21 protein-coding genes are annotated in these 24,259 nt (G+C 68.7%); 7 read left to right on the forward strand and 14 right to left on the reverse strand.

Annotation, left to right across the window (positions count from 1 at the left end; translation table 11 throughout):
- Positions 1 to 15: 15 nt before the first annotated feature.
- Together A9Z05_RS32815 and hutC are read left to right on the forward strand one after the other, a co-directional pair.
- Positions 16 to 558 carry a helix-turn-helix domain-containing protein gene (locus tag A9Z05_RS32815; RefSeq protein WP_050013406.1) on the forward strand — a complete coding sequence of 181 codons (543 nt, stop codon included), beginning with the start codon at positions 16 to 18 and terminating at the stop codon, positions 556 to 558.
- Between the two features lie 31 nt (positions 559 to 589).
- Positions 590 to 1,327 carry a histidine utilization repressor gene (gene hutC, locus A9Z05_RS32820; protein WP_069621690.1) on the forward strand — a complete coding sequence of 246 codons (738 nt, stop codon included), beginning with the start codon at positions 590 to 592 and terminating at the stop codon, positions 1,325 to 1,327.
- A gap of 77 nt (positions 1,328 to 1,404) precedes the next feature.
- Here hutC and A9Z05_RS32825 read toward each other — a convergent pair whose 3' ends face one another.
- Together A9Z05_RS32825 and A9Z05_RS32830 are read right to left on the reverse strand one after the other, a co-directional pair.
- Positions 1,405 to 2,253 (reverse strand): phytanoyl-CoA dioxygenase family protein, encoded by an 849-nt coding sequence (locus A9Z05_RS32825; RefSeq protein ID WP_069621691.1) that lies wholly within the window; start codon positions 2,251 to 2,253, stop codon positions 1,405 to 1,407.
- Positions 2,254 to 2,283: 30 nt separating this feature from the next.
- Entirely contained in the window at positions 2,284 to 3,084 is an 801-nt protein-coding gene (locus A9Z05_RS32830) for an ABC transporter substrate-binding protein (protein ID WP_069621692.1), read from the reverse strand.
- Between the two features lie 584 nt (positions 3,085 to 3,668).
- Here A9Z05_RS32830 and A9Z05_RS32835 point away from each other — a divergent pair.
- Positions 3,669 to 4,532 carry a LysR family transcriptional regulator gene (locus A9Z05_RS32835; protein ID WP_069621693.1) on the forward strand — a complete coding sequence of 288 codons (864 nt, stop codon included), beginning with the start codon at positions 3,669 to 3,671 and terminating at the stop codon, positions 4,530 to 4,532.
- 54 nt (positions 4,533 to 4,586) lie between these two features.
- Here A9Z05_RS32835 and A9Z05_RS32840 read toward each other — a convergent pair whose 3' ends face one another.
- The 3 genes from A9Z05_RS32840 to A9Z05_RS32850 are packed head-to-tail and all read right to left on the reverse strand — an operon-like array spanning position 4,587 to position 7,523.
- Positions 4,587 to 5,063, reverse strand: coding sequence for a nuclear transport factor 2 family protein (locus tag A9Z05_RS32840; protein ID WP_069621694.1), 477 nt, complete (start codon positions 5,061 to 5,063; stop codon positions 4,587 to 4,589).
- Between the two features lie 54 nt (positions 5,064 to 5,117).
- Positions 5,118 to 6,302 carry an amidohydrolase family protein gene (locus A9Z05_RS32845; protein ID WP_069621695.1) on the reverse strand — a complete coding sequence of 395 codons (1,185 nt, stop codon included), beginning with the start codon at positions 6,300 to 6,302 and terminating at the stop codon, positions 5,118 to 5,120.
- Positions 6,303 to 6,323: 21 nt separating this feature from the next.
- Positions 6,324 to 7,523 (reverse strand): amidohydrolase family protein, encoded by a 1,200-nt coding sequence (locus A9Z05_RS32850; protein WP_069621752.1) that lies wholly within the window; start codon positions 7,521 to 7,523, stop codon positions 6,324 to 6,326.
- 464 nt (positions 7,524 to 7,987) lie between these two features.
- Here A9Z05_RS32850 and A9Z05_RS32855 point away from each other — a divergent pair, with 464 nt between their 5' ends.
- The 3 genes from A9Z05_RS32855 to A9Z05_RS32865 all read left to right on the forward strand — a co-directional run bounded on the left by A9Z05_RS32855 (position 7,988) and on the right by A9Z05_RS32865 (position 11,468).
- A complete protein-coding gene (locus tag A9Z05_RS32855) occupies positions 7,988 to 8,635 on the forward strand; it encodes a glycine zipper 2TM domain-containing protein (RefSeq protein WP_069621696.1) in 648 nt (215 codons plus the stop codon).
- 282 nt (positions 8,636 to 8,917) lie between these two features.
- A complete protein-coding gene (locus A9Z05_RS32860; protein WP_069621753.1) occupies positions 8,918 to 9,427 on the forward strand; it encodes a GNAT family N-acetyltransferase in 510 nt (169 codons plus the stop codon).
- Between the two features lie 679 nt (positions 9,428 to 10,106).
- Positions 10,107 to 11,468, forward strand: a complete 1,362-nt coding sequence (locus A9Z05_RS32865) for an aspartate aminotransferase family protein (protein ID WP_069621697.1) — start codon at positions 10,107 to 10,109, stop codon at positions 11,466 to 11,468.
- 125 nt (positions 11,469 to 11,593) lie between these two features.
- On the opposite strand, the gene A9Z05_RS32870 is transcribed toward A9Z05_RS32865, so the two are convergent.
- Positions 11,594 to 12,778 carry a M20 aminoacylase family protein gene (locus A9Z05_RS32870; protein ID WP_069621754.1) on the reverse strand — a complete coding sequence of 395 codons (1,185 nt, stop codon included), beginning with the start codon at positions 12,776 to 12,778 and terminating at the stop codon, positions 11,594 to 11,596.
- 41 nt (positions 12,779 to 12,819) lie between these two features.
- A complete protein-coding gene (locus A9Z05_RS32875; protein WP_069621756.1) occupies positions 12,820 to 14,052 on the reverse strand; it encodes a diaminopropionate ammonia-lyase in 1,233 nt (410 codons plus the stop codon).
- A 180-nt stretch (positions 14,053 to 14,232) separates the two neighbouring features.
- Between A9Z05_RS32875 and A9Z05_RS32880 the strand changes: the two genes are divergently transcribed.
- Positions 14,233 to 14,709, forward strand: a complete 477-nt coding sequence (locus A9Z05_RS32880) for an Lrp/AsnC family transcriptional regulator (RefSeq protein ID WP_069621698.1) — start codon at positions 14,233 to 14,235, stop codon at positions 14,707 to 14,709.
- A gap of 63 nt (positions 14,710 to 14,772) precedes the next feature.
- Here the strand turns inward: A9Z05_RS32880 and A9Z05_RS32885 are convergent, their stop codons facing one another.
- The 7 genes from A9Z05_RS32885 to A9Z05_RS32915 form a co-directional block, all read right to left on the reverse strand.
- On the reverse strand, positions 14,773 to 16,497 hold the full coding sequence (locus A9Z05_RS32885; protein WP_084044541.1) for a tannase/feruloyl esterase family alpha/beta hydrolase: 1,725 nt from the start codon (positions 16,495 to 16,497) through the stop codon (positions 14,773 to 14,775).
- Between the two features lie 33 nt (positions 16,498 to 16,530).
- Entirely contained in the window at positions 16,531 to 17,679 is a 1,149-nt protein-coding gene (locus tag A9Z05_RS32890) for a porin (RefSeq protein WP_069621699.1), read from the reverse strand.
- 61 nt (positions 17,680 to 17,740) lie between these two features.
- Complete coding sequence (mhpT, locus tag A9Z05_RS32895; protein WP_069621700.1) at positions 17,741 to 18,946, reverse strand: 3-(3-hydroxy-phenyl)propionate transporter MhpT; 1,206 nt, start codon at positions 18,944 to 18,946, stop codon at positions 17,741 to 17,743.
- Positions 18,947 to 19,163: 217 nt separating this feature from the next.
- Entirely contained in the window at positions 19,164 to 21,071 is a 1,908-nt protein-coding gene (locus tag A9Z05_RS32900; protein ID WP_069621701.1) for a feruloyl-CoA synthase, read from the reverse strand.
- A complete protein-coding gene (locus A9Z05_RS32905; protein WP_069621702.1) occupies positions 21,068 to 22,516 on the reverse strand; it encodes an aldehyde dehydrogenase in 1,449 nt (482 codons plus the stop codon). Before A9Z05_RS32905 ends, A9Z05_RS32900 begins: the two co-directional genes overlap by 4 nt.
- Positions 22,517 to 22,588: 72 nt before the next feature.
- Positions 22,589 to 23,419, reverse strand: a complete 831-nt coding sequence (locus tag A9Z05_RS32910) for a p-hydroxycinnamoyl CoA hydratase/lyase (protein WP_069621703.1) — start codon at positions 23,417 to 23,419, stop codon at positions 22,589 to 22,591.
- Positions 23,420 to 23,654: 235 nt separating this feature from the next.
- Positions 23,655 to 24,191 carry a MarR family winged helix-turn-helix transcriptional regulator gene (locus tag A9Z05_RS32915; RefSeq protein ID WP_069621704.1) on the reverse strand — a complete coding sequence of 179 codons (537 nt, stop codon included), beginning with the start codon at positions 24,189 to 24,191 and terminating at the stop codon, positions 23,655 to 23,657.
- Positions 24,192 to 24,259 lie beyond the last annotated feature (68 nt).

The following is a 24,259-nucleotide window of genomic DNA, read 5'->3' on the forward strand; positions in this document are numbered from 1 at the left end:
GACACCTGGCGCCCCATGACGATTCGCCTGAAGCTGCTCAGAAAACAGAAAGGCTGGACGCTCGACGTGCTGGCCGACGAGACCGGCCTGACCAAGAGTTATCTGTCGAAGGTCGAGCGCGGCCTGAGCGTGCCGTCGATCGCGGTCGCGCTGAAGCTGTCGAAGGCGCTGAACGTCGACGTCGAGCAACTGTTCTCGGAAAGCAGTAACCGCGAGCTGATCACGGTCACGCGCGCCGGCGAGCGCACCGCGATGGGCGCGGCGGCCGACAGCCATGCGCACCGCTTCGAGAGCATCGCAGCCGGCGTCGCGCCGAAGAAGATGCTGCCGTTCGTCGTGCATCCGCCGCACGAATTCGTCGCGTCGACGTTCCGCGAGCACGAAGGCGAGGAATTCCTGTTCGTGCACAAGGGGCGCGTCGAAATCGAGTTTCCGAACGAGACGGTGCAACTCAGGACCGGCGATTCAGTCTATTTCAACGCACTCATCCCGCACCGCACGCGCAGCCTCGGCGCCGCGCAGGCGGAGATCCTGGTCATCGTCAGCCACGACGACTAGCCTCGTCACCTCTTCGCGCAAGGATCTTCCGATGGTCACCAAGGCCACCGCACCGTTCCAGCAGATCAAGACGCTCGTTCGCCAGCACGTCGAGTCCGGCGACTGGCGCCCCGGCGACCGCATCCCGTCCGAACTCGATCTCGCCGCGCAGTTCGGCGTCGCGCGCATGACGGTCAACCGTGCGCTGCGCGAGCTGACCGAGGAAGGCGTGCTCAAGCGCATCGCGGGCGTCGGCACCTTCGTCGCCGAGGTGAAGCCGCAGTCGAACCTGCTGATGATCGCGCATATCCGCGACGAGATCCGCGCGCGCGGCCACGAGTACCGCTGCCGCGTGCTCAGCCAGTCGCGCGAGCCCGCGTCGTTCGACGTCGCGGCCGCGTTCGGCCTGCCGGTCAACACGCCGGTCTTTCACGTGGTGTGCGTGCACGAGGAAAACGGCCGTCCGATCCAGCTCGAGGACCGCTACGTGAACCCGGCCGCCGCGCCCGGCTTCATCGATCACGATTTCGAGACCGAGCCGCCGTCCGAATACCTGTACAACAACGTGTCGCACCACGAACTGGAAATCGAGCACGTCGTCGACGCGTCGCTGCCGACCGGCGAACAGGCGCGGTTGCTCGACATGCGCGCCGACGAGCCGTGCCTGACGCTCACGCGCCGCACGTGGACGGACGGGCTGCCCGTCACGTTCGTGCACTTCCTGCACCCGGGCAACCGCTACCGGCTCGGCTCGCGCTTCAAGCCGGGGGCGGGGCGCCACCCGACCTGATCCGTCATCGCGCGCACCAGGAACGCCAGGCGGCCGTTTCGTCGTGAAACGGCCGCCGGGTTCGTTACCTGCGCTGCTTAGATCGCGCCAACCTGCCCCGCATCGCGCGACCACACGACCGGAAACAGCGGGTGATCGAGCGGTGCGCCGTCCGGCAGTTGTTCCGCGAGCCCGGGGAAATCGGGCGACGTCTTCCAGCGGCGCGGCGCGTGACGGATGTCGTCGCCGACGAAGCGGATCGAAAACGCGCGCCGACGGTTCTGCGTGCCGCCCGACGCATGCAGCGTGAGCATCCGGAAGCACACCATGTCGCCGGGTTCGAGCGCCCAGCGGCGAATCGGGAAGGCCGCACGGTCGGCTTCGATGTCGGGCAGATCGGCGAGGCTGCCTTCCGGAAACCACTTCGCCTCCTTGTCCATGAACGTACGCGGCATCAGCCACGGCCCGCGATGCGAGCCCGCGACGAATTCCAGCGTCGATTCGAGTGGCACCGGATCGACCGGAATCCACATGCTGACGTTGTCGTCGCCTTCAATGTCGTAGTACGGCTGGTCCTGGTGCCACGGCGTGCGCTGCCGCGTGCCGGGCTCCTTCACGAGCAGGTGGTCGTGATGCAGCCGCACGTGGTCCGTGCCCATCAACGCAGCGGCGACCGACGGCGCCGGCGAGCGCACGATGAAGTCGCGATACGCGTCGTTGTGCTGCCAGTTGCAGAAATCCTCGAAGAACCAGCCCGGATCGTCGGGCCGGCTCGCGACCTTCGCGCGCTCGCTCGGCCGGGCAAGGTTCGCGTCGATGCCGGCCCGCAGCGCGGCCACTTCGTCCGGCGAAAAGATGCCCTTGATGCAGACCGCGCCTTCCTCGCGGAACGCGGCGATCAGTTCGGGCGTCACGGCTTGCGCGACGCGATCCTGGATACTCGTCATGGTGTGCCTGTCGATCGATGAGTCACGGGGTCACGGCGCCGCAGTCAGTTGCTTTGCGCCATAGATGTCGAAGTCGAAGTATTTCGCGGCGATCTTCTGGTACGTGCCGTTCGCGCGGATCGCGACGATCGCGTCGTTCAGCCGCTTCTTCATGTCGGCGTCGCCCTTGCGTATGCCCATCGCGACGCCGTAGCCGGTGATCCGCGCGTCGGTCACGTCCGGGCCTGCGAACGCGTAGCCCTTGCCGCGCGGCGTCTTCAGGAACGAGTAGCCGGCCTGCGTCTTGTCCTGGAACGTCGCGTCGAGGCGGCCGTTGACGAGATCCTGATACACCTGGTCCTGATTCTGGTACGACACGATCGTCACGCCCTTGGTCGCCCATTCGGCCTTCGCGTACGCCTCCTGCGTCGTGCCCTGGTCGATCCCGACGCGCTTGCCGGCGAGCGACGCGGCGGTCGGCAGCAGCTTCGAGCCGACCGGCGCGACCAGCGCGCCCGGCGACGCATACAGCTTGTTCGAGAAGTCGATCTGCTTGAGCCGCTCGTCGGTGGCCGTCATCGCGGACATGATCACGTCGAACTTGCGTGCACGCAGCGCCGGGATCATCCCGTCGAAACTTTGCTCGACCCACACGCACTTCGCATGCAGCTGCTCGCAGATCGCATTGCGCAGGTCGATGTCGAAGCCGGCGAGCGAACCGTCGGGTTGCTTCGCCTCGAACGGCGGATACGTGGGGTCGATACCCCAGCGGATCGTGGACGCGTCCTGCGCGAACGATACGAGCGGTGCGAACGCCAGCGCGGTGACGAGGAGCTTTGCGGTGCGGTGCATGGCATGTCCTTGAAAGTCTCGACGCGGCGGGCGACGCCGGCGTCCGGTTGGGGGCGACGCGGCGGGACGCCGGCGCGGGGCGCGAAAGACGGGATTTCGATGAAATCGAGATGCAGTCTAGACCGCTCAATTCTTGAGCGCAAGCGGGAAGAACCGACTGCGAAGCGAACCGAGGGCCAGCAGGGACCGGAGTGGTAGGACGGAGCTCGGTCTACAGCGCTAACACAGGGAGTTCCGGGTGTTTATCCTGTTCAACGCGCGCGCGCCGCCGAGGGCGTCCTTTTCGGATATCCGTGGCGCGACGATGTCTATACGAATGATCGGCGCGAGGGTGTGTCCAGGAGGAATTGACGTTGCGCCCTATACCGCCCGGCAGGCGGCTCGGCGCGGTCGCCGCGTGTTGCGCCTTTTCGGCGCGCGCGACGACTACTTGATCAACTGCATTCCAGTGACCTTCGAGGCAAAAGCGCCGCGAAACGCCGCGCCGGGTCCGGCGAAACCGCGATTGCTCGCGGCACCCCGCCATGTTAAAAGTCGTCGCACGTATTTGAAAATGAAATGCCCGAATCCCTGGAAGTGCATAAATGAATAGGCCCCTGTTCGACATCGACCTGCTCCGTGCGCTGGTGATGGTCGCCGACTGCGGCAGCTTCACGACGGCGTCCGCGCGCCTGCATTCGACGCAGTCGACGGTCAGCCAGAAGGTGCGCCGGCTCGAGGAAATCGCCGGCCACCGCCTGCTCGACCGCGGCGCGCGCGACGTGCGGCCGACCGACGCGGGCGTGACGGTGCTCAGTTATGCGCGACGCATGCTCGCGCTGAACGACGAGATGCTGGAGGCGCTGTCGGGCGCGACGGTCGCGCTGACGATCCGGCTCGGCGTGCCCGACGATTTCGCGGCGGGCCGCACGACGCACGCGCTCGCGGCGTTCAAGCGCGAGCATCCGCAGGTGAAGCTCGAAGTGACGTGCGGGCTGAGCCGCGACATCAGCGCCGCGTACGATCGCGGCGAACTCGACCTCGTGCTGATCAAGCAGCGGCGCGACAGCCGCGAGGCCGTCGTGCGCTGGCCGGAGAAGCTGCGCTGGATCGACAGCGCGAAGCATCCGTCGATCGATCTCGACCCGGTGCCGATCGTCGTGTTCCCGCCGCGCGGGCTCTACCGCGACGACATGATCAAGGCGATCGAGGAGCGCGGCCGCCGCTGGCGGATCAGCTTCACGACATCGAGCCTGAGCGGCATCCAGGCGGCCGTCGCGGACGGGCTCGGCATCAGCGTGCTGCCCGCGCGCGTGGTGACGGACGAGCATGTGGTGCTGACCGCGAAACAGGGCTTCGCGCCGATCGAGCATATGGACATCGCGATCCTGCACCGGCCGACCGCCGACCCGATGGTCAGCGCGCTGACGAAGACGCTCGCGGCGATGCTGGAGCTCGAAGGGCGGTAGGCGAAGCGGAATTCAGGACGGGGGCGGCACATGGGGCGCCGCGCGCCACACGCGTCAGAACATCGTGTTGCCGTTCGCGGCCTGCTCGGGCACCGGCTGATTGACGTCCCAGTGTTCGACGATCTTGCCGTGCTCGAGCCGGAAGATGTCCATGATCGCGCTGCCGCGCGTGCCCAGTTCGCGCACCGCGTGCACGTGCAGGATCACGTAGTCGCCGTCGACGAACGAGCGCTTGATCTCGCTGTGCGACTGCGGATATGTGTCGCGCAGAAACGCGACGAACTTGCGGAAGCCGTCACGTCCGTCGGCCGCGTTCGGGTTGTGCTGCACGTAGCGATCGCCGACATACGCGAGCGCGGCGTCCGCATCCTTCTCGTTCAAGCCTTTCTCGTAGAACGCGAGCACCGTGCGCCGGTTGGCTTCCTGCTGCGCGTCGTCGGCCGAGCCGGTCGCCACCGCCTGCGCGGCGCTCACGGCGAACAGGGCCGCCGCCATCCATCGTGCGGCCCGTGCCGCGGTCGTGCGTCGCATCGTCGTCTCCCGACATCCGGCTGAAAACCGGATCATACCGGGACGACGCGGCGCTCAGACCAGCGCGCCATTGCGCGCGACGATCCTTCCGGACGATACGACGACGCGCCGCGCCGGCCGCGCGACGACGGCCTCCGCGCACGTCAGCGCATCGACGAGCACGACGTCCGCGCGGCTGCCCGGCTGCAGTCCGTACTCCGCGAAACCGCAGCCGCGCGCCGCGCCGTACGTCACGCAGTCGAGCGCGACTTCGAGCGCGTCGTCGCGGCGGAAATCGTTGCGCATGCCGATCAGCATCGCGCGTTCGAGCATGTCGGGCGAACCGTACGGCGTCCACGTGTCGCGCACGCCGTCGTTGCCGCCGATCACGGTCACGCCCGCCGCGCGGCATGCGGCCACGGGCGGCACCGGCACCGCGGCCGGCGCGGTCGTGACGATTCCCACGCCGAGCTCGGCCATCCGCGCGAGCAGCGCATCGCGCTCGTGTTCGGCGAGATCGCCGAGACAAAAGCCATGGCTGATCGTGACCTTCCCCTGCATGCCGTGCGCCGCCGTGCGCTGCAGGATCAGGTCGAGCGAGTACGCGCCCATCGACCCGCGCTCGTGCAGATGGATGTCGAGCCCGCGGCCGTGGCGTTCGGCGATCGCGAACAGCAGGTCCACCGCTTCGACCGGATCGCCTTCGATCGCGCACGGATCGAGCCCCCCGAGCAGGTCGGCGCCGGCATCGAGCGCGTCGGACAGCAGCCCGTCGGTGCCCGGCCGCCCGAGCACGCCCGATTGCGGAAACGCGACGATCTGGATCTCGACCTGCCCGCGCAGCGTCTCGCGCGTCGCCAGCACGCCGTGCAGATGGCGCAGCCCGGCGTCGGTATCGACGTCGACGTGCGTGCGGATACGCGTCGTGCCGGCCGCGAGGAACGCGCGCGCCAGCGCGAGCGACGCGGCGCCCGCGTCATGGCCGCTCGTCGCGCGATAGTGGCGTTCGTTCTCGATACGGTCGACGAGACGCGGCCCGACCTCGTTGCGATACCACGGCATCCCCCAGTGGGTCTTGTCGAGGTGCGTGTGGCCTTCGACGAGGCCGGGCAGCGCCAACGCGCCCGCGCCGTCCTCGATCGCGCAGCCGGCCGGCGCGTCGAGCGACGGGCCGACCCGCGCGATGCGATCGCCTTCGATCAGGATGTCGAGCGCGGCGTCGGCGTTCGTGCGGACGTTGCGGATCAGCAGGTTCGTCATGTCGGTTCCGGTCGGGGTCGATCAGCGCGTGAAGCGCAGCGACGGCGCGAACGGTGCGCCCGTATCGCTTTCGCCGTGGCGGAATACCCAGCGTTCGGCCGGCACGCCCGCGACGGCCGCCGCCGCATTCGGCGCACGCACCGCGACGAAGCTCGCGTCGCAGCCGACCGCGATCCCGTAGTTCTCCTTGCCGATCGCGCGCGCGCCGGCGTGCGTCGCCATGTCGAGTGCGATGCCGAGCGCTTCGTCGGTGTAGAAGCCCGACCGGTAGCCGACCATCATCGCGCGCTGCAACATGTCGCCGTTGCCGTACGGCCACCACGCGTCGCGGATGTTGTCGTTGCCCGCGAACACGTGCACGCCCGCGTCCCGCAGCCGTTGCACCGGCGGGAACGCGCAGTCGCCGGGCGCATTCGTCAGGATCGATACGCCGGCGTCGGCCAGCGCCGCGGCGGTGCGCTCCACGTCGTCGTCGCTCACCTGGCCCAGCGCGTACGCATGGCTCACGTTCACGCGCCCGCCGAGCCCGGCCGCACGCGTGCGCGCCGCGATCCGCCGCAATTGCGCGATGCCCGTTTCGCCCGGCTCGTGCAGGTGGATGTCGATTTTCGCGCCGCGCTTCTCGGCGATGCCGAATACGATGTCGAGCTGGCTGTCCGCGTCGCCGTCGAGCGTCGTCGGATCGATCCCGCCGACCACGTCCGCGCCTTCGCGCACGGCTGCATCGAGGATCTCGGCGGTGCCCGGGCACGTGATCACGCCGGCCTGCGGGAACGCGACCAGTTCGATGTCGACGATCCCGCGCCACTGTTCGCGCGCGGCCATCACGGCGTGCAGGTTCGACAGCCCCGTCGTCGCATCGACGTCGACGTGGCTGCGCATCGCGATCGTGCCGAACGCGGCGGCCTGCGCGATCAGCGCATTCGCGCGCTCGACGATCGGCGGCGCGGCCGCGAGCTGGCGCTTCTCGACCGCGAGCCGCTCGCGCAGCAAGTCGACCGGTTCGTGTGGCACCCAGCGATCGCCGACGAAGCTCTTGTCGAGATGGATGTGGCCGTCGACGAAACCGGGCAGCACGACGCGGCCGTCGAGGTCGATCGTCTGCGCGCCGGGCGCGGCCGGGCGGTCGGCGCCGATCGCGGCAAAGCGGCCGTCGCGGACGACGAGATCGACGGGTTGGCCACCGGCGTCGCGGGCGTTGATGAAGAATCGTTCGGTCATGGCTTCGAATGGGAGCGATCGCAGCGCGACACCGTCGCGGACCGGGGAAGGAACCGCGGCCGGCGCGGCGCGGCCGTTGGCAGGGAATGCGGCCACGATATCGGACGCCGCTGCGCGAAGCCAATTAAATGTCGCGATGCCGCGCATTCGATTTCGCGATGTGTGGCGCGCAGGGCCGCCAGGCCGGCGCGCAGACGGGTGTCGCCGGCCGGGGAAACGGCTGGAATGTCGGCGGCCGCGCGCGAGCCGCAGTGCCCGGCACGCGTGCGTCGGGGCACCGTGTCGCGCCATTGCCGGCGGCAGCTTCGACGCCCCGCCCCACCGGCGATTTACGCGGCAACAGACTTTACACGTTGTTACCCGGCCGCACCGGACGCGCATCCGGCCATTCCTTATACTCACGCCGAGTTCGCCACCCCCGACGGGAATCCATCGGCGGACACGTTGCCGATGCAGGAATCATCATGATGCGCATGCCTTCCACGAAGACCGTTCTGTTCGCCTCGCTCGTCGCCGTGGCGGCGCTTCCGCTCACCGCCTGCGTCGCGCCGGGCTACTACGGCGCGCAGCCCGGTTATCCGCAGCAGCAATACGCGACGCCCGGCTATGCGCAGCCCGCGTATTCGCAGCCGGGCTACGTGCAGCAGCAGCCGGCGTATCCGAACCAGGCGCCGCAACCATACGATCAATACGGCAATCCGTCGCAATACGGCTCGCAGCCGTATGACCAGTACGGCAACCCGCAACAGCCATACGCGACTCCGTACGGCACGCAGTACGGCACCGTGTCGAACATCCAGCCGGTCAACGGCTCGGTCGGCCCGTCGGGCGTGGCCGGCACCGTCGTCGGTGCGCTGGTCGGCGGCCTGGTGGGCAACCAGTTCGGCCGCGGTCATGGCCGCGACGCGGCGACCGTGATCGGCGCGCTCGGCGGTGCGGTGGCCGGCAACCAGATCGGTCAGCAGATGGGCGCCGCGCAAGGCCCGAGCAGCTATCGGATCGACGTGCAGGTCAGCGACGGCTCGATGCGCTCGTTCGACGTGCAGTCGCCGGGCAACCTGCGTCCGGGCGACCGCGTGCAGATCAACGGCAATCAGCTGTCGCGCTATTGATTCCCGTTGCGTGCGCGTGAGTCGATCGCGCGCACGTCGTCTGCTTGGTGTCGTGCGCCAGACCCGCGCGACCGCGCATGCGCTTGACGCGCTCCCGCCTTGATGGCGGTACGACGCACCGCCATCACTGTCTTCTCCGTTCACGATCGTGCGCGCCGCGCGTGCGACGCGCCGCGCATCGCCACACGGCATCCGGATTCCTATTAGGATAAGGACGATGCATCCCGCGACCGCGGCAGCGGCGCCGGCATGCCCCCCTCAACCGGAATGCCGCCGATGACGATGACGACAACGATCCGCCTGCTCGACGCCGCCGACGCGGCGCAGTTCCAGACCGTGCGCCTGCGTGCGGTCGACACCGCGCCCACGTCCTTCCTGCCGACGCTCGACGAAGAGTCGCAGGTGCCGGTCGACGAATTCGCGAAGCGCCTCACGCCGACGCAGGCACAAGCCGTGTTCGGCGCGTTCGACGGCGACACGCTCGTCGGCATCACTGGGGTACGCCGCGATGCGCGCACGAAGATCGCGCACAAGGCGACGATCTGGGGCGTGTACGTTGACGCCGCGTATCGCGGGCAACGCATCGCGCAGGCGTTGCTCGACAGCGCGACAGCGCATGCGGCGAACGCGTGGGGATGCAGCCAGCTGATGCTGTGCGTGAACGAAGTCAACCACGCCGCGGAGCGGCTGTATGCGTCGCAGGGGTTCGTGCGGTTCGGCACGGAGCCGCGCTCGATGTTCGTCGATGGCCGCTTCTACGACGAGCACTACATGGTGAAGACGCTGGCGTAGCGTATTCGCGTTCGCGTGCAAGTACCAGCCGGCCGCACGCGAGCGTCGTGGCGTGTCGCCTCATCTCATCGCTTGTCGGCGATCGTCGTGTTGACGACCTGCCCGGCAATCGTCACGTTCGTCGGCGTCATCGCGCTCACGTTGAATGCCTAGATCGGCCCGGCGACGTTACCGTCACGTTCCGCACGACCGGTGCTCGCGTGCACATCGTCTCGTTCGCGAGTGGGTCGTCGCAGCCGAGCGTCACGATGAAGGTGCGGCGCGTTACCCGCTTCGATGCGGGTGATCGGGGGAGAGAAAGATGAACGACGACGATGGGCGCCCCTTCCGGTAATGGTATCGATACGTCGGGCGACGGATCGTATTTATACGTCGTCATACCATACCACGCGATCGGAGCACGCTTGGCACGGAACACGCATCCGTCGCTACCAAGCTTTTACGCATCCAATTTTCTGTATGTGTGCACACACTCACATTCCCCCGCCTACGCCCAGAGATATGTTGTCGTATGTTTATGCGCAAAAACTTCGATTAAATCGCTTCGGCGGACCCTGTCCGCCAAGGCGATTTGCCTGCTCGCCGGCCGCCGTCGGCTCGCCTCGGTGATTCCGCCTCTGTTCAGCTCCCCGCTGCCCGCGCTATCGTTTCCACTCTCCCCACAACCGAGGAGCTGCCTTTGCCTACCCGCCACGGAGTCGACCTCATCCGCGCCCGCGCGCTGTTCGATCGCGAGCGCCACGCATTCACCGAAGCCATGCCGGTCTCTCGCGCACTTTCCGCGGAAGCGTCCGAGCACTTGCTGTTCGGCGTGCCGTTGCACTGGATGCAGGACTGGTCGACCCCGTTCTCGCTATACGTGAAGGAAGCCCGTGGCGCGACGTTCACCGACGTCGACGGTCATCGCTACGTCGATTTCTGCCTCGGCGATACGGGCGCGATGTTCGGCCATGCGCCCGAACCGGTCGCCCGCGCGCTCGTCGAGCAGGCCACGCGCGGCTACACGACGATGCTGCCGAGCGAGGACGCCGCGTGGGTGTCGCGCGAACTCGCGCGCCGCTTCAAGCTGCCGGTCTGGCAATTCGCGCTGAGCGCGAGCGACGCGAACCGCTTCGTGCTGCGCTGGGCGCGCGCGGCCACCGGCCGCAACACGATCGTCGTGTTCAACGGCTGCTATCACGGCACCGTCGACGACGTGTTCGTCGATCTCGTCAACGGCCGCCCGGTGCAGCGCGACAGTCTGCTCGGACAGTCGTACGACCTGCTCGCGAACACGCGCGTCGTCGAATTCAACGATCTGGACGCGCTCGAAGCGGCGCTGAAGGACGGCGACGTCGCGTGCGTGCTCGCCGAGCCCGCGATGACGAACATCGGGATGGTGCTGCCCGCCCCCGGCTTCTGGGAGGCCGCGCGCGAACTGACGCGTCGCCACGGCACGCTGCTGGTGATCGACGAGACGCACACGATCAGCAGCGGCCCCGGCGGCTACGCAGTCGCGCACGGTCTCGAACCGGACATGCTGGTGGTCGGCAAACCGATCGCGGGCGGCGTGCCGTGCGCGGTGTACGGCTTCAGCGCCGCATTCGCGGAACGCGCGAAAGCGGCGAAGCTGAACGCGCCGCCCGGCCATTCGGGTATCGGCACGACGCTCACCGCGAACATGCTCGCGATGCATGCGATGCGCGCGACGCTCGCCGAAGTCGCGACCGACGCCGCATACGCGCACATGTTCGAACTCGCCGCGCGGCTCGCGACTGGGCTCGAACACGCGATCGCAAAACACCGGCTGCCGTGGTGCGTGACGCGCATCGGCGCGCGCACCGAGTTTCAGTTCGCGCCCGTGCCGCCGCGCAACGGCACGATCGCGGGCGAACAACTCGACAGCGAACTCGAGCACATCGTGCACCTGTACCTGTTGAATCGCGGCGTGCTGATCACGCCGTTCCACAACATGATGCTCGCGTGCCCGCAAACGACGGCCGGCGATGTCGACCGGCTCGTCGCGCAGTTCGATGCGTGCTTGGATGAACTGGCCGGTTGAGCGAATGCGACGACGGATCATCCTCGACGCGCCGGCAACCCGGTGCGGTCGAGCATCGATGCGTCGTCGATGACGAAGGTTCGCCGCGCGCGCGGCGAACCGAATACGCAGCGATGCTGCCCCCCCTACACCGCCTTCAACGCGCGCCGCGCCACTTCCGCGAAATACCGCGCGCCGATCGGCAAAATCTCGTCGTTGAAATCGTACGTCGCGTTGTGCAGCGGCACGCCGCCCTGCCCGGCCGCTTCGCCGTTGCCGATGAACACGAAGTTGCCCGGCACCGTCTGCAGGAACGCGCCGAAATCCTCCGAAATCATCATCGGCTGCACGTCGGCGTTTACCGCGTCGGCACCCGCGACGTGCGCGGCGGCCTGCACGGCGGTGTCGACCCATTCCGGCGAATTTACCGTCGGCGCGAACGCGTGCGTGTACTCGAACGTGCAGGTCGCACCGTGCGTGGAGCAGATCCCTTCGCTGATCTCGCGCATCCGCGTTGCCAGCAGTGCCTGCACGTCACGCGAATAGCTGCGCGTGTCGCCCTTGATCGTCGCGGTCGACGGCAGCACGTTGCGCAGCCCGTCGGTGATGAATTCCGTGCACGAGATGACGGCCTGCTGGCCGGGGTCGAGATTGCGCGACACGATCGTCTGCAGCGCGAGCACGATCTGCGCGCCGATCACGATCGGATCGATGCCCATGTGCGGCCGCGCCGCATGCGTGCCGCGCCCGTCGATCCGGATCACGAAATTGTCCTCGCTCGCCATGATGCCGCCCGCACGGGTCGCGAACGTGCCCGCTCGCATGCCCGGCATGTTGTGCGCGCCGAAGATCGCATCGACCGGAAAGCGCTCGAAGAGCCCGTCGGCCATCATCGCCTTCGCGCCGCGGCCGTGCTCTTCCGCCGGCTGGAAAATGAAGCGGACCGTGCCGTCGAAATCCTTGCGCTCGGCCAGCAGTTGCGCGGCGCCGAGCACCATCGACATGTGGCCGTCGTGCCCGCACGCATGCATCTTGCCGGGCGTGCGCGACACGTGTTCGCGGCCCGGCGCGTGCTCGGCGATGTTCAGCGCGTCCATGTCCGCGCGAATGCCGATCGCGCGCCGGCCGGTGCCGGCCGTCAGGTTCGCGACGAGCCCGGTGCCGCCGATGCCGCGATGCACGTCGAGCCCGAGCGTCGTCAGAATCCGCGCGACGTAGTCCGACGTGTTCACTTCTTCGAAACCCGTCTCCGGATACTGGTGCAGATGGCGGCGCCAGATCTTCAGTCGCCCCTGCAGCGTGCCCTCTTCAGTTGCGTCGATTGCATCCATTGCGTTCGCCTCGTCGGTCGTCATGTCGGTCGTCCTGTCGTTCAGACCACCACCGCCGCGCGGCTCAGCCAGTCGCGCTGGCGCGCGAGCACCGCGTCGGCCGTCTCGCCGACGCAGTGCCGGTACACGGACGGCGCGGTCGCCCCTTCCGTGTTGATCGCCAGCACGCGCGCGCTCGCGTCGAGCCCGACCTGCCGCGCGCGCGCCGGGTCGCGCATCAACACGGCCAGCCCCGCCACACCGGCCGCGCCCGATTCGCCGGCGACGAGCGGCACGTCGCGTTCGCTGCCGGCCGCGAGGCCGCGCATCGCCTGCACCGCGTCCGCGTCGTCGATCAGCATGAAGTGGTCGATGCACATCTCGAGAAAATCCCATGCGAGCGGCGACGCCTCGCCGCACGCGAGCCCGGCCATCACCGAATCGACGCTGCCGCTCGCCTTCGTCGCGCGGCCGGCCAGCGCGCTCTGGTACAGGCAGTCGGCCTGGCGCGGCTCGACGACGACGAAGCGCGGCCGCTGCGCGCCTTCGCGCTCCCACAGGTAACTCGCGACGCCCGCGGCGAGGCCGCCCACGCCGCCTTGCAGGAACACGTGCGTGAACGGCTGCCCGTCGTCCTCCGCGGCCTGCGCGGCTGCTTCGGCGGCGATCACGCCGTAGCCCTGCATCACGTCGCGCGGAATCGCTTCGTAGCCGTCGTACGACGTATCCGACACGACGTACCAGCCGTTCGCCTGCGCGAGCTGCGCCGCGCAGACGACCGATTCGTCATAGTTCCCCGCGATGCGCACGATCCGTGCGCCGTACGCCGAGATCGCGCGTTCGCGCTCGGCATCGACGTTCGCGTGCAGCACGATCACGCAGCCGCAGCCGATCGCGCGCGCGGCGGCGGCCAGCGCGCGGCCGTGATTGCCGTCGGTCGCGCTGATCACCGTCAGGTCGGCCAGTTCCGACGCGTAGCGGCCGGTGACGAGCCCTTGCGGATCGAGTGCCTGCGTGCGGCGCAGCCGCTTCACGAGCCGCACCAGCGCGATCGGCGCGCCGAGCGCCTTGAAGCTGCCGAGCGGCGAGCGGCACGACTCGTCCTTCACGCTGACGCTCGCGACGCCGAGCCGCGCGGCGAGATCCGGCAGCGCACGCAGCGGCGTGCGCGCATTGCCGACGAGCGGCCAGTGCGCGAGCCACGCACCGCTTTCGTCGGCCGACGCGATGTTCATCACGCGGCGCAGCGCGTTCGGGTAGGCGGTGCGCGACGCGCGCCGGTTGGCGATCAGCATGGCGAGAGGCTCCGGATCGGGATCGCGCGGGCGGTCCGTCGGGTGAATCGGATCGGGCAGGCGCGGGTTGCGCTCGCCATCGGTTGGAAAAATAATATTGCGTGCACCGGTCAACAAAATCGCCAAATTGACAGCCCAGACGCAAAAATTTCTCATTCTTTCGAGGTTTGACACGCCATCATGACGACCCCTCTCGATGCGTTCGATCGCAAGCTGTTGATGGAAGTCCAGCGCGACGCGCAGACGCCGCAGTCCGAGCTCGGCGCGCGCGTCAATCTGTCGACCGCCGCCGTGAACCGACGGCTGCGGCGCCTTGCGGAAGCGGGCGTGATCGAGCGCTATACGGCCGTCGTCGCGCCTGAGAAGGTCGATCATCCGCTGACGATCGTCGTGAACGTCGAGGTCGAGAGCGAGCAGATCGATCAGCTCGACGCGATGAAGCGCGCGTTCGAGCGCTGCCCACAGATCCAGCAGTGCTACTACGTGACGGGGGAATGGGATTTCGTGCTGATCCTCGCGGTGCGCAACATGGATCAGTACAACGCGCTCACGCGCGAGCTATTCTTCGCGAACAACAACGTGAAGCGGTTCAAGACGCTGGTCAGCATGAGCCGCGTGAAGGTCGGGCTCGACGTGCCGGTCGATGCCGGCGAGTGAATGCGGCGATGACACGGCCGGCGCGCGACAGCGTGCGCCGGCCGCTTCCCATCGACGGCTACGTCAACGACAACTGAAGCTCGCCGCCGAATTCACGTCGCCCGAGCCGTTGTAGCGCGCGACCTGCGGATACGGGCACAGCGGTCGCGTACGACCCGCGCCCCATGACGTCGGCACGTCCGCGTTCGGCACGGCGTTCGTCGTGTCGCGCGCGGTAGCCACGATCGCCGCGGGCGCCTGCCCCTGTTCGACCCATGCGACGAGCGGCGTCAGCATGTCGAACTGGTCGGCGGCCGGCCCGCCCGAGCAGTGGTTCATCCCCGGCACCGGATAGAAGCGTGCAAAGCTCGACGCATCGCCGCCGTTCGCCTGCGCGACCCGCGCGTACCAGTCGCGCGTGTCGTTGAACGAGAACACGGGGTCGCCCGTGCCGTGATAGACGAGCAGCTTCGCGCCGCGCGACTTCAGCGCGGCGAGGTTCGTCTCGTCGGGCGGCGTCATGAACGACCATGACGATTGCGTGTAAGGGCCGTTCGTCGCGAAGATCGCCGGCGCATCGTTGTCCATGTCGAAGCCGAGCGCGAATCCCGCAAGGTTCGCGAGCACTGCGGCCGTCTTCGGCGGCGTCATGAACGTGAACGCCATCGCGGCCGGGTCGAGCATGACGGAGTTCGACTGCTTCCACGCAGCCCAGCCGGGGCCCGACATGCCCGGATCGTACGGAAAGCTCGCGTACAGCGCCGTGCCCGCGCTGTTGCGCGCCCCGGTAAACACGTTCTCCAGCGCGGTCTTCTGCGCAGGCGTCAGGCAGGCGCCCGTGCGCGTGCCATTCGCGCAGGTGGGAATATCGGCATCGACGCTGAAGTGCGCCTGACACGCGGCGACGTCCTGCACCATCCCGTCTGTCGCGCCGTCGAGCGCATCGCATTTGTCGAGGATCTTCGCGCCGACGAACTGGCGTTCCGCATCGTTGAAACCGCTGCGGATATCCGGCAGCCCGTTCGTTCCCGTGGCCGATGCGATCTTCGCGAACTGCTGCGCGCCGTACATCTCGCCGATCGCCGCCTTCGGCAGATGGAAGCCCGGATCGCCGGCGATGATGCCGTCGTAGTCGGCCGGGTTGCGCACCGCCGTGACCATCGCGTGACGGCCGCCGTTCGAGCAGCCGCCGAAATAGCTGCGATCGGGCGCCTTGCCGTACGCGAGCCGGATCACCTGCTTCGCCATCGGCGTCAGCGCGTCGACGGCGCCGTAGCCGTAGTCGATCCGCGCCTGCGGATCGAGGCCGAACAACGGATTCTGCGCGGCACTGTGCCCGGAATCCGAGCTGATCACCGCAAAACCCTGGTTCAGCGCGTGGGTCAGCGGGCCGCCGCCGCCGATTTCGCCGGTCGCGGTCACGACGTTGCCGTCGAGCCCGCCGTTCGCCTGGTAGAAGAAGCGGCCGTTCCATGCTTTCGGCAAGCGCATCTCGAAGCCGATCGCATAGGTCTTGCCGTCCACCGCGCTCACGCGCTCGTTCATCTTCCCGGCGATCACGCAGTGCTCGGCGACCGGCTTGCCGGCCACCGTCAGCGCGCCAGCCGCCGCGGTCGTCACCGACGTGAACGACGTGTTCGCATACGCGAGCTTCGCGGCGAGCGCGTCGCAGGTCTGCGCCATCGCGGCCGGCGTCGCGGCGCTCAGGTGCGTGGGCGGCGCGCTGATCGAATCGTCGCCGCCGCAACCGGCGACCAGGGCGGCGGCGGACAGCGGCGCAATACAGAGGAATGCAGATTTCCTGTTCAAGATAACTCCCGTTCGGTTCGTCACGCCGGTGAATCAGAACATGTGCCGCACGCCGACCATCGCGCCGAGCTGCCCCATCCCTGCGCCCGGCGTCGTGCCGGGCCCGCCGCCGCTGACCGAGTAGCGCGCGTGCGCGCTGTTCCACAGATACGACGATTGCGCATACACGGCCGTGCGCTTGGTCAGCAGATAGGTCGCGCGCAGCGTGGCCATCGTCGCGCGCGTGTCGTGCGCGCTGTTGACGATCCGGTAGCCTTCGCCGTCGACGATGAAATCGGGCTTCACCGCATATGACGCGCCGACGAAGAACAGGTCCGAATGCGCGCCGGGCGCGGCCGGCGAACCGGTCGACACGCGCCGCCCGATCCAGCCCGCGCCGATCTTTGCGCCGGCCGCCTGCGCATACGCGCTCACGTGCGTGCGCGCATCCTTGCCGCCGCTGCTCGTGAAGGGGACGGGCGCCACGCCGTCGAAGAAGTTAGCCGCCGCGCCGGTGCCGCCGCGCTGTTCCTCGTACGACGCCGCCGCACCGAAGTACGCGCTGTCGTACTTGAGCATCACCGACCAGTTGCGGCACTGCACTGCGTCGCCCGGCACCTGCCCCGCGCACGTGCCCTGCCCCGGCGAGTTGCCGGTGCCCGCGCCGTCGCGCCCGAACGAATACGCGGCGCCGAACGTCACGCCGCGATACGTGCCGACGTAGGTCACCGCGTTGTCGGCGCGGCCGTTCGGCACGTACGCGTCGAACGAGCCGAGCCCGTAGATGTCGGGGCCGATGATGTCCGCGCCCTGCAGCGCGAGATAGGTCATCGTGTACTGACGGCCGAACGCAAGCGTGCCGAAGCCGCTCTTCAGCCCGACGAACGCCTGGCGCCCGAACAGCCGGCCGCCCTGCCCGAGATCGCCGCCACGCACGTTGAAGCCGCTTTCGAGCGCGAACACCGCCTGGTAGCCGCCGCCGAGATCCTCGGTGCCGCGCAGCCCCCAGCGCGACGGCAGCTCGCCCGTCACGCCCGGCATCCGCACGACGTGGTCGCCGGCCGCGTTCGCGTGCGACACGAATTCCACGCCCGTATCGATGATCCCGTACAGCGTCACGCTCGACTGCGCGTGCACGCCCGGCGCACCGAGCGCGCAGCACGCGCCGGCGGCCAGCAGGCCGTTCCTTGTCTTCGTCTTCATCGTTGCGTCTCCAGACCTTGAGTAAGCGCGCTCTGACGGCGCGCATTGAAAAATCGAACCGTCAGTCGCCGGCTTGCGGGCGGCGAATCAGCACGAATGCGGCGAAGGCCGCGACGAGCGTGACGGGAATGCTCGCGCCGATCACGACCGGCGCGCTGCGGCCGGCGGCCAGCAGCGTCGCGGCCGCGAGCGGCCCGACGACGGAACCGAGCCGGCCGACAGCCACCGCCGCGCCGACGCCGGTGCCGCGCATCGCGGTCGGGTAGTAGATCGCCGCAAGCGCGTACAGCACCGACTGCCCGCCGACGACGAACATCCCCGCCGCGAACGCGGCCGCCGCGAGCGACGCGAAACCGGGCGCCGCCGCGAGCGCGGCGAGCGACAGCACGATCCCGACATACATGCCGCCGACCACGCGCGACGCGCGCATCCGGTCGAGCGCCGCGCCGATGCCGAGCGCGCCGAGCCCCGCACCGACGTTGAACGCGATCTGCACGAGGCCGACGTGTGCGCGATCGAGCCCGCGCGAGGCCATCAGCGACGGCAGCCAGTTCAGCAGGAAGTAGAGGACGATCAGCGTGCAGAAGTAGCTGACCCACAGCGCGACCGTCGACGTCGCGCGGCCGTCGCCGAACAGCGTCTTCCCGACGCTCGTGCGCGCGGCCTGCGTGCCCGCGACGTCGAGATACGCGTGCGATTCCGGCAGGCACCACACGAGCAGCGGCACGAGCAGCAGCGGCCCCACGCCGCCGACGTAGAAGATGTGCCGCCATTCCGTGTCGCCCGCGAGCAGCACGCCGATCACCGACGCGATCACGCCGCCGAACGGGATTCCGCAGTACATCGTCGCGACCGCGCTGCTACGCGAGCGCGGGTCGACCGCCTCGGACGACAGCGCGATCAGGTTCGGCATCGCGCCGCCGAGGCCGATGCCGGTCAGCACGCGCACGACGACGAGCATCGCGAACGTCGATACCTGCGCGGTCGCGATCGACAGTAGCCCGAACAGCACGACCGACGCGATCAGCACGCGCTTGCGGCCGATCCGGTCGGCGAGCCGCCCGCCGAGCATCGCGCCCGGCAGCAGCCCGAAGGTACCCGCGCTGAACGCGATGCCCATCTGCGACACGGACAGCCCGAATTCGCGCGCCATGCGCGGCGCGGCGACACCGACCGACTGAAGGTCGAGCCCTTCGAGGAGGGCGATCGCGAAACACAGCGCGAGCGTGGTCGCGACCGTGGATTTTTCGGCAACGTAGGTGTTCATTCTGTCTCCAATCCCATGTCTTGTAGTCGGTCGGCCCTGCAACGGCCGCCGCGCGCCGCCGCCGGCCAGGGGCGGTTCGGCGCGCGGGGTGTCGTATGAATGGCCGCCTTTATCAGGCAGCCTGATTCACTGGCCGCGAAAGTGCCTGCCGGTGTCGTGGCCGGCCGGTCGTTCTGCCTGCGTGTTGCTTACCGCTGCAACTGCTCGCGCGTGCTGCTTACGCGTAAATCACGTCGGGATCGCGTCGCGCCGGGTCGTACAGCGCGTCGATCGTCGCCGCGCGATGCTTCTGCACGGCCGCCTGGTTCAGCGAACCCTTGTCGGTCACTTCGCCGAGATCGAGCGACGGCGGCGTGTCGATCAGCCGGATCCGCGCGACGAACGTCGAACCGCCGCTCGCGTTGCGGTTCAGCGCGGCGAGCCACGTCGCGAATGCCGCGCGCACGGCCGGCGTGCGCAGCACGTCGGTCACGGACGCATCGGCCGGGAACCCCGCCAGCGCACGGCATGCATCGACGCGCGGGAACACCAGCAAGCCGATGTCGTCGCGATCGATGCCGGTCACGACCACGTCCTGCACGTACGGCGCGCCGGTCGACACCGCGTTCGCGCGCAACGGCCCGACGCTGACGAACGTGCCGCTGCTCAGCTTGAAGTCCTCGGTCAGCCGCCCGTCGAACAGCAGCCCGAGTTCCGGCCGCTGCGGATCGGCAAAGACGCCCGCGTCGCCGCTGCGGTAATAGCCTTCTTCGTCGAACACGTCGCGCGGATCGACGTCCGCATGCCAGTAGCCGCGCATCACGTTCGGCCCCTTGAAGCGCAGTTCGTGCTTGCCGCCGCACGGCACGAGCTTCGCGTCGCAGCCCGGCGCGGGCAGCCCGATATAGCCGGCGCGCATCAGCGGCCCCGTCGTGAACAGGCACGACGGCGACGCCTCCGTCATCCCGAGGCCGGCCATGATCCGGATGCGCTCGCCGCAATGCGCTTCGGTCACGCGGTCGAGCCGGTCCCACGCCGCCTGCGACAGTCCCGCGCCGCCGAAGAAATACAGCTTCACGCGCGAGAAGAACGTGTCGCGCAGCCCGGCATCGCGTTCGAGCGCGGTAGTCAACTCTTCCCAGCCCTTCGGCACGTTGAAGTAGATCGTCGGCGCGATCTCTCGCAGGTTGCGCACGGTTTCGTCGAAGCGGCCGGGCATCGGGCGGCCGTCGTCGATATACAGCGTGCCGCCGTTGTACAGCGCGATGCCAAGGTTGTGACTGCCGCCGAACGTGTGATTCCACGGCAGCCAGTCGACCAGCACCGGCGGTTCGCGCGTGAGTTCCGGCATCGTCTGGCGCAGCATCTGCTGGTTGCTGCACAGCATCCGGTGCGTGGTCGGCACGGCCTTCGGCTGCTTCGTCGAACCGGACGTGAACAGGATCTTCGCGAGATGGTCGGGGCCGACCGCCGCGTGGATCGCGTCGATCGTGCGCGGGACGGTGGCGAGCAGGCGCGACAGCGGCACTGTGCGGCTCTCGACATCGGTTTGCGCATCGGCGTCGCGTGCGACGATCAGCGTCGCATCGACCGGCAACGTCGCGTCGAGCGCACGCGCGAACGGCGCGCGCTCGGCGACGAACACCGCACCCGGGCGCAGCACGCCGAGCGTGTGACGCAGCTTGCCGTAGTCGGTCGACACCAGCGAATACGCGGGCGAGATCGGCGAGTACGGCACGCCGGCCAGCATCGCCGCGAACATCAGTTGCAGATGCTCGAGATCGTTGCCGGACAGCACCGCGAGCGGACGCTCGGCCGACAGCCCGAGATCGACGAGGCCCTGCCCGAGTGCGCGGGCATTTTCGAGCATCTGCGCGTACGTGATCTCGATCCAGTTCCCGTCGGCGCCGCGCCGCGCGGCCAGCACGCGGTCCGGATGGGCTTGCGCGCCGCGCACGAGGCAGTCGGTGAGGCGCGTCGGGTAATCGCCGAGCGGCTCGCGCGAGCGCAGGTACCAGGTACCGTCGTCGGCGCGGCGAATCTCGGCCGCGCCGACCGCGACGGCGGCCGCGCGATAGCGCACGGCGTCGGCGTGTTGGCCGACCTGAAGCGGCGCCTTCTCTGCATTCATCGTCGGCTCGCTCATATGGGGTAGTGCCGTGGCGCGGTCTGCACGGTGATCCAGCGCAGCTCGGTGAATTCGGCGATCGACGCGCGGCTGCCGAAGCGGCCGTAGCCGCTCGCCTTCGTGCCGCCGAACGGCATCTGCGCTTCGTCGTGCACGGTCGGCCCGTTGACGTGGCAGATCCCCGATTCGATCCGGCGTGCGACCGCCATCGCACGTGCGATATCGCGGCTGAACACGCTCGCCGACAGCCCGAATTCGCTGTCGTTCGCGAGCGCCACCGCTTCGTCGTCGCTATCCGCGCGCAGGATCGCGACGACCGGCGCAAAGGACTCCTCGCGATAGAGTCGCATGTCGCGCGTGACGCCGTCGACGATCGCCGGCTGCATCGTCGCGCCTTCCACACGGCAGCCGAGCGGCAGTTGCGCGCCAAGCGCACGCGCATCCTCGACCAGCGACGCCGCGCGCGCGGCGGCCGACGCATCGACCATCGTGCCGAGCGGATGGCCGGCCAGCGGATCGCCGGCAACCAGCGTGCGCGCCTTCGCGGCGAGCCGCTCGACGAGCGCGTCGGCGATCGGGCGCGCGGCGATCACGCGCTCGGTCGACATGCAGATCTGCCCCTGGTTGAAGAATGCGCCGAACGCGATCGCGTCGACGGCCGCATCGAGATCGGCATCGTCGAGCACCAGCACCGGCGCCTTGCCGCCGAGTTCGAGCAGCACGGGCTTCAGGTGCGCGGCCGCGTGGCGCGCGATGATGCGGCCGACGTGCGTCGACCCGGTGAAGTTGATCCGCTTCACATGCGGATGCGCGATCATCCGCTCGACGAGTTCGGGCGCATCGGCCGCCGCGTGCGTGATCACGTTGACCACGCCCGCGCCGAGCCCCGCTTCGTCCAGCACCGCGCCGATCAGCGCGTGCACGCCCGGGCACGCCTCGGACGCCTTCAGCACGACCGTGTTGCCGCACGCGAGCGGCATCGCCAGCGCACGCGTGCCGAGGATCACCGGCGCGTTCCACGGCGCGATGCCGAGCACCACGCCGCACGGCACGCGCATCGCGAGCGCGAGATTGCCCGGTACGTCGGACGGGATCACGTCGCCGTTGATCTGCGTCGTCATCGACGCGGCCTCGCGCAGCATGTTCGCCGCGAGCGTCGCGTTGAAGCCGAGCCAGCCGGGCGTCGCGCCGGTTTCGGCGACGCCGGTTGCAATAATTTCGTCGATGCGCACGTCCATCAGGTCGGCCGCCTTCAGCAGCCGGCGGCGCCGCTCGGTCGGCGCGAGTGCCGCCCACGCGGGGAACGCGCGATGCGCGGCGTCGATCGCCGCGTCGGCGTCGGCCACGCCGGCCGCCGGCGCGCGCGATGCGAGCGCGCCCGTCGCGGGGTTGAAGCGGTCGAAGGTGCGGCCGTCGCGGGCGTTGCACCACTCGCCGCCGATCAGCATCCGTCTGTCGGTCATTGTCGTCTCCTGCCTTGCCTGTCTTTTGCGATTACGCCGGCGCGGAAGCCGGCGGCTGCGTCCGCGCTTGTCTCAGCGCTTGTATGCCTGCAGGCCCGGCTTGATCGTCTTGTCGTCGAGGAACTGCTTCAGCCCCTGCTCGCGGCCGCGCTCGGGGTCGCGCAGCTGCGCCTGGTCGAGCTTCGCATACAGGTAATCCTCGCACTGCTCCCACGTGAGTTCGCGCGAACGCTTGAAGCCGTGCTTCGCCGCGCGCAGCACGACCGGGTTCTTGTCCATCAGCCGCGCGGCGAGCGCGATCGTCGCGTCGCGCAGGCCGGCGAGCGGCACGCTGCTGTTCACGAGGCCCATCTCGGCCGCTTCCGCGCCGGTGAACGTATCGCCGGTCATGATGTAGTGCAGCGCTCGGCGGTGCCCGACCGTATCGGCCATCGCCTTGCTGACGAGGTTGCCCGGCGGGATGCCCCAGTTGATTTCCGACAGCCCGAATACCGCGTCGTCCGCCGCGATCGCGAGGTCGCACGCGACGAGCGGCGAGAACCCGCCGCCGAAGCACCAGCCGTTCACCATCGCGATCGTCGGCTTGTTGTACATCCGCAGGCGACGCCACTGCCATTCCGACGCGTCGCGGCGCACCTTTTCCTGCAGCGCGTCGGAGCCGCCGTCGATCTCGCGGAAATATTCCTTCAGATCCATGCCGGCCGTCCACGCGGCGCCCGCGCCGGTCAGCACCAGCACCTTCGCCTCGTCGTCGAACTCGACCGCGTCGAGGACTTCCAGCATCTCCCGGTTCAGCGTCGGGCTCATTGCGTTGCGCTTCTCGGGGCGATTCAACGTGACCCACGCGATGCCGGCCTCCACTTTCACTTCAACGGTCTGCCAGCGATTGTCGTACTTGCTCATGTCTGTTCCTGTCGTTCGTTTCCAGTGCGATTCGGTGCGCAGCATCCCCGCTGCGGACGACTTCATTTAATATCAGGCTACCTGATATTGCAAGCGGCACGAGCGCCGGTGTAAACCCGGAGCGGAACGCGGAGAAAGCGGCGGGGAAATCAGGGGGCGGTCGGGTGGCCGCCGATGGCGTGGACGAAGCGAGCGCGGGTCTCGCGGGCCCGCGTCGTGGAAATCGGGGCTGCGGTCAGCCGCGCAGGTTGCGCGAGAACAGTTCGAGCGCGCGCTGCACGTGCGCGGCGTCGTCGGCCGGGATGTCGCCGAGCATGCGTGCCTCGACCGGCCGCAGCGCGGCTTCGCATTCGCGCAGCATCGCCGCGCCCGCGTCGGTCAGCGTCAGCAGGATGATGCGGCCGTGCGACGGGTCGGCTTCGCGCGTGACGAAACCGCGGGCGGCCATCACGCTCATCACCTCGTTCGCCGATTGCGGCGTGATCCACGAGCGCTCGGCCAACTGCGCGTTCGACGATGCGCCGCGCGCCTCCAGCACCGACAGCGCCGTGTATTGCGCGAGCGTGATGCCGAGCGGTGCGAGCGCGTCGGTCATGTGGCGGCGCAGCAGCCGGTCGAGGCCGCCGATCACGTAGGTCAGGCGCTGTTGCACGCGCGCCTTCGGTTTGTCGGCCGGTGCGCGGGCGTTCTTCGCCGCGTTCTTCACGGCGCTTGCCGTGGCGCTCGTCGCGGCGTTTCTCGGTTTCGCGGGCTTGGTCGGAGTGGAACTCATGGCGCGGGCAGGATGGAATTGCGGGCCATCTTACCAGCAGGTCGAGCATCAAACCGCGCGAGATACCC

It is taken from the genome of Burkholderia sp. A2 (assembly GCF_001729305.1).
GTDB classification, from domain to species: domain Bacteria; phylum Pseudomonadota; class Gammaproteobacteria; order Burkholderiales; family Burkholderiaceae; genus Burkholderia; species Burkholderia sola.

Bases quoted from the DNA above. Each gene is read 5' to 3' on its own strand.
- A9Z05_RS32815 (WP_050013406.1), top strand. From the start codon at position 16: ATGACGATTCGCCTGAAGCTGCTCAGAAAACAGAAAGGCTGGACGCTC.
- hutC (WP_069621690.1), top strand. From the start codon at position 590: ATGGTCACCAAGGCCACCGCACCGTTCCAGCAGATCAAGACGCTCGTT.
- A9Z05_RS32825 (WP_069621691.1), bottom strand. From the start codon at position 2,253: ATGACGAGTATCCAGGATCGCGTCGCGCAAGCCGTGACGCCCGAACTG.
- A9Z05_RS32830 (WP_069621692.1), bottom strand. From the start codon at position 3,084: ATGCACCGCACCGCAAAGCTCCTCGTCACCGCGCTGGCGTTCGCACCG.
- A9Z05_RS32835 (WP_069621693.1), top strand. From the start codon at position 3,669: ATGAATAGGCCCCTGTTCGACATCGACCTGCTCCGTGCGCTGGTGATG.
- A9Z05_RS32840 (WP_069621694.1), bottom strand. From the start codon at position 5,063: ATGCGACGCACGACCGCGGCACGGGCCGCACGATGGATGGCGGCGGCC.
- A9Z05_RS32845 (WP_069621695.1), bottom strand. From the start codon at position 6,302: ATGACGAACCTGCTGATCCGCAACGTCCGCACGAACGCCGACGCCGCG.
- A9Z05_RS32850 (WP_069621752.1), bottom strand. From the start codon at position 7,523: ATGACCGAACGATTCTTCATCAACGCCCGCGACGCCGGTGGCCAACCC.
- A9Z05_RS32855 (WP_069621696.1), top strand. From the start codon at position 7,988: ATGATGCGCATGCCTTCCACGAAGACCGTTCTGTTCGCCTCGCTCGTC.
- A9Z05_RS32860 (WP_069621753.1), top strand. From the start codon at position 8,918: ATGACGACAACGATCCGCCTGCTCGACGCCGCCGACGCGGCGCAGTTC.
- A9Z05_RS32870 (WP_069621754.1), bottom strand. From the start codon at position 12,778: ATGGATGCAATCGACGCAACTGAAGAGGGCACGCTGCAGGGGCGACTG.
- A9Z05_RS32875 (WP_069621756.1), bottom strand. From the start codon at position 14,052: ATGCTGATCGCCAACCGGCGCGCGTCGCGCACCGCCTACCCGAACGCG.
- A9Z05_RS32880 (WP_069621698.1), top strand. From the start codon at position 14,233: ATGACGACCCCTCTCGATGCGTTCGATCGCAAGCTGTTGATGGAAGTC.
- A9Z05_RS32890 (WP_069621699.1), bottom strand. From the start codon at position 17,679: ATGAAGACGAAGACAAGGAACGGCCTGCTGGCCGCCGGCGCGTGCTGC.
- mhpT (WP_069621700.1), bottom strand. From the start codon at position 18,946: ATGAACACCTACGTTGCCGAAAAATCCACGGTCGCGACCACGCTCGCG.
- A9Z05_RS32900 (WP_069621701.1), bottom strand. From the start codon at position 21,071: ATGAGCGAGCCGACGATGAATGCAGAGAAGGCGCCGCTTCAGGTCGGC.
- A9Z05_RS32905 (WP_069621702.1), bottom strand. From the start codon at position 22,516: ATGACCGACAGACGGATGCTGATCGGCGGCGAGTGGTGCAACGCCCGC.
- A9Z05_RS32910 (WP_069621703.1), bottom strand. From the start codon at position 23,419: ATGAGCAAGTACGACAATCGCTGGCAGACCGTTGAAGTGAAAGTGGAG.
- A9Z05_RS32915 (WP_069621704.1), bottom strand. From the start codon at position 24,191: ATGAGTTCCACTCCGACCAAGCCCGCGAAACCGAGAAACGCCGCGACG.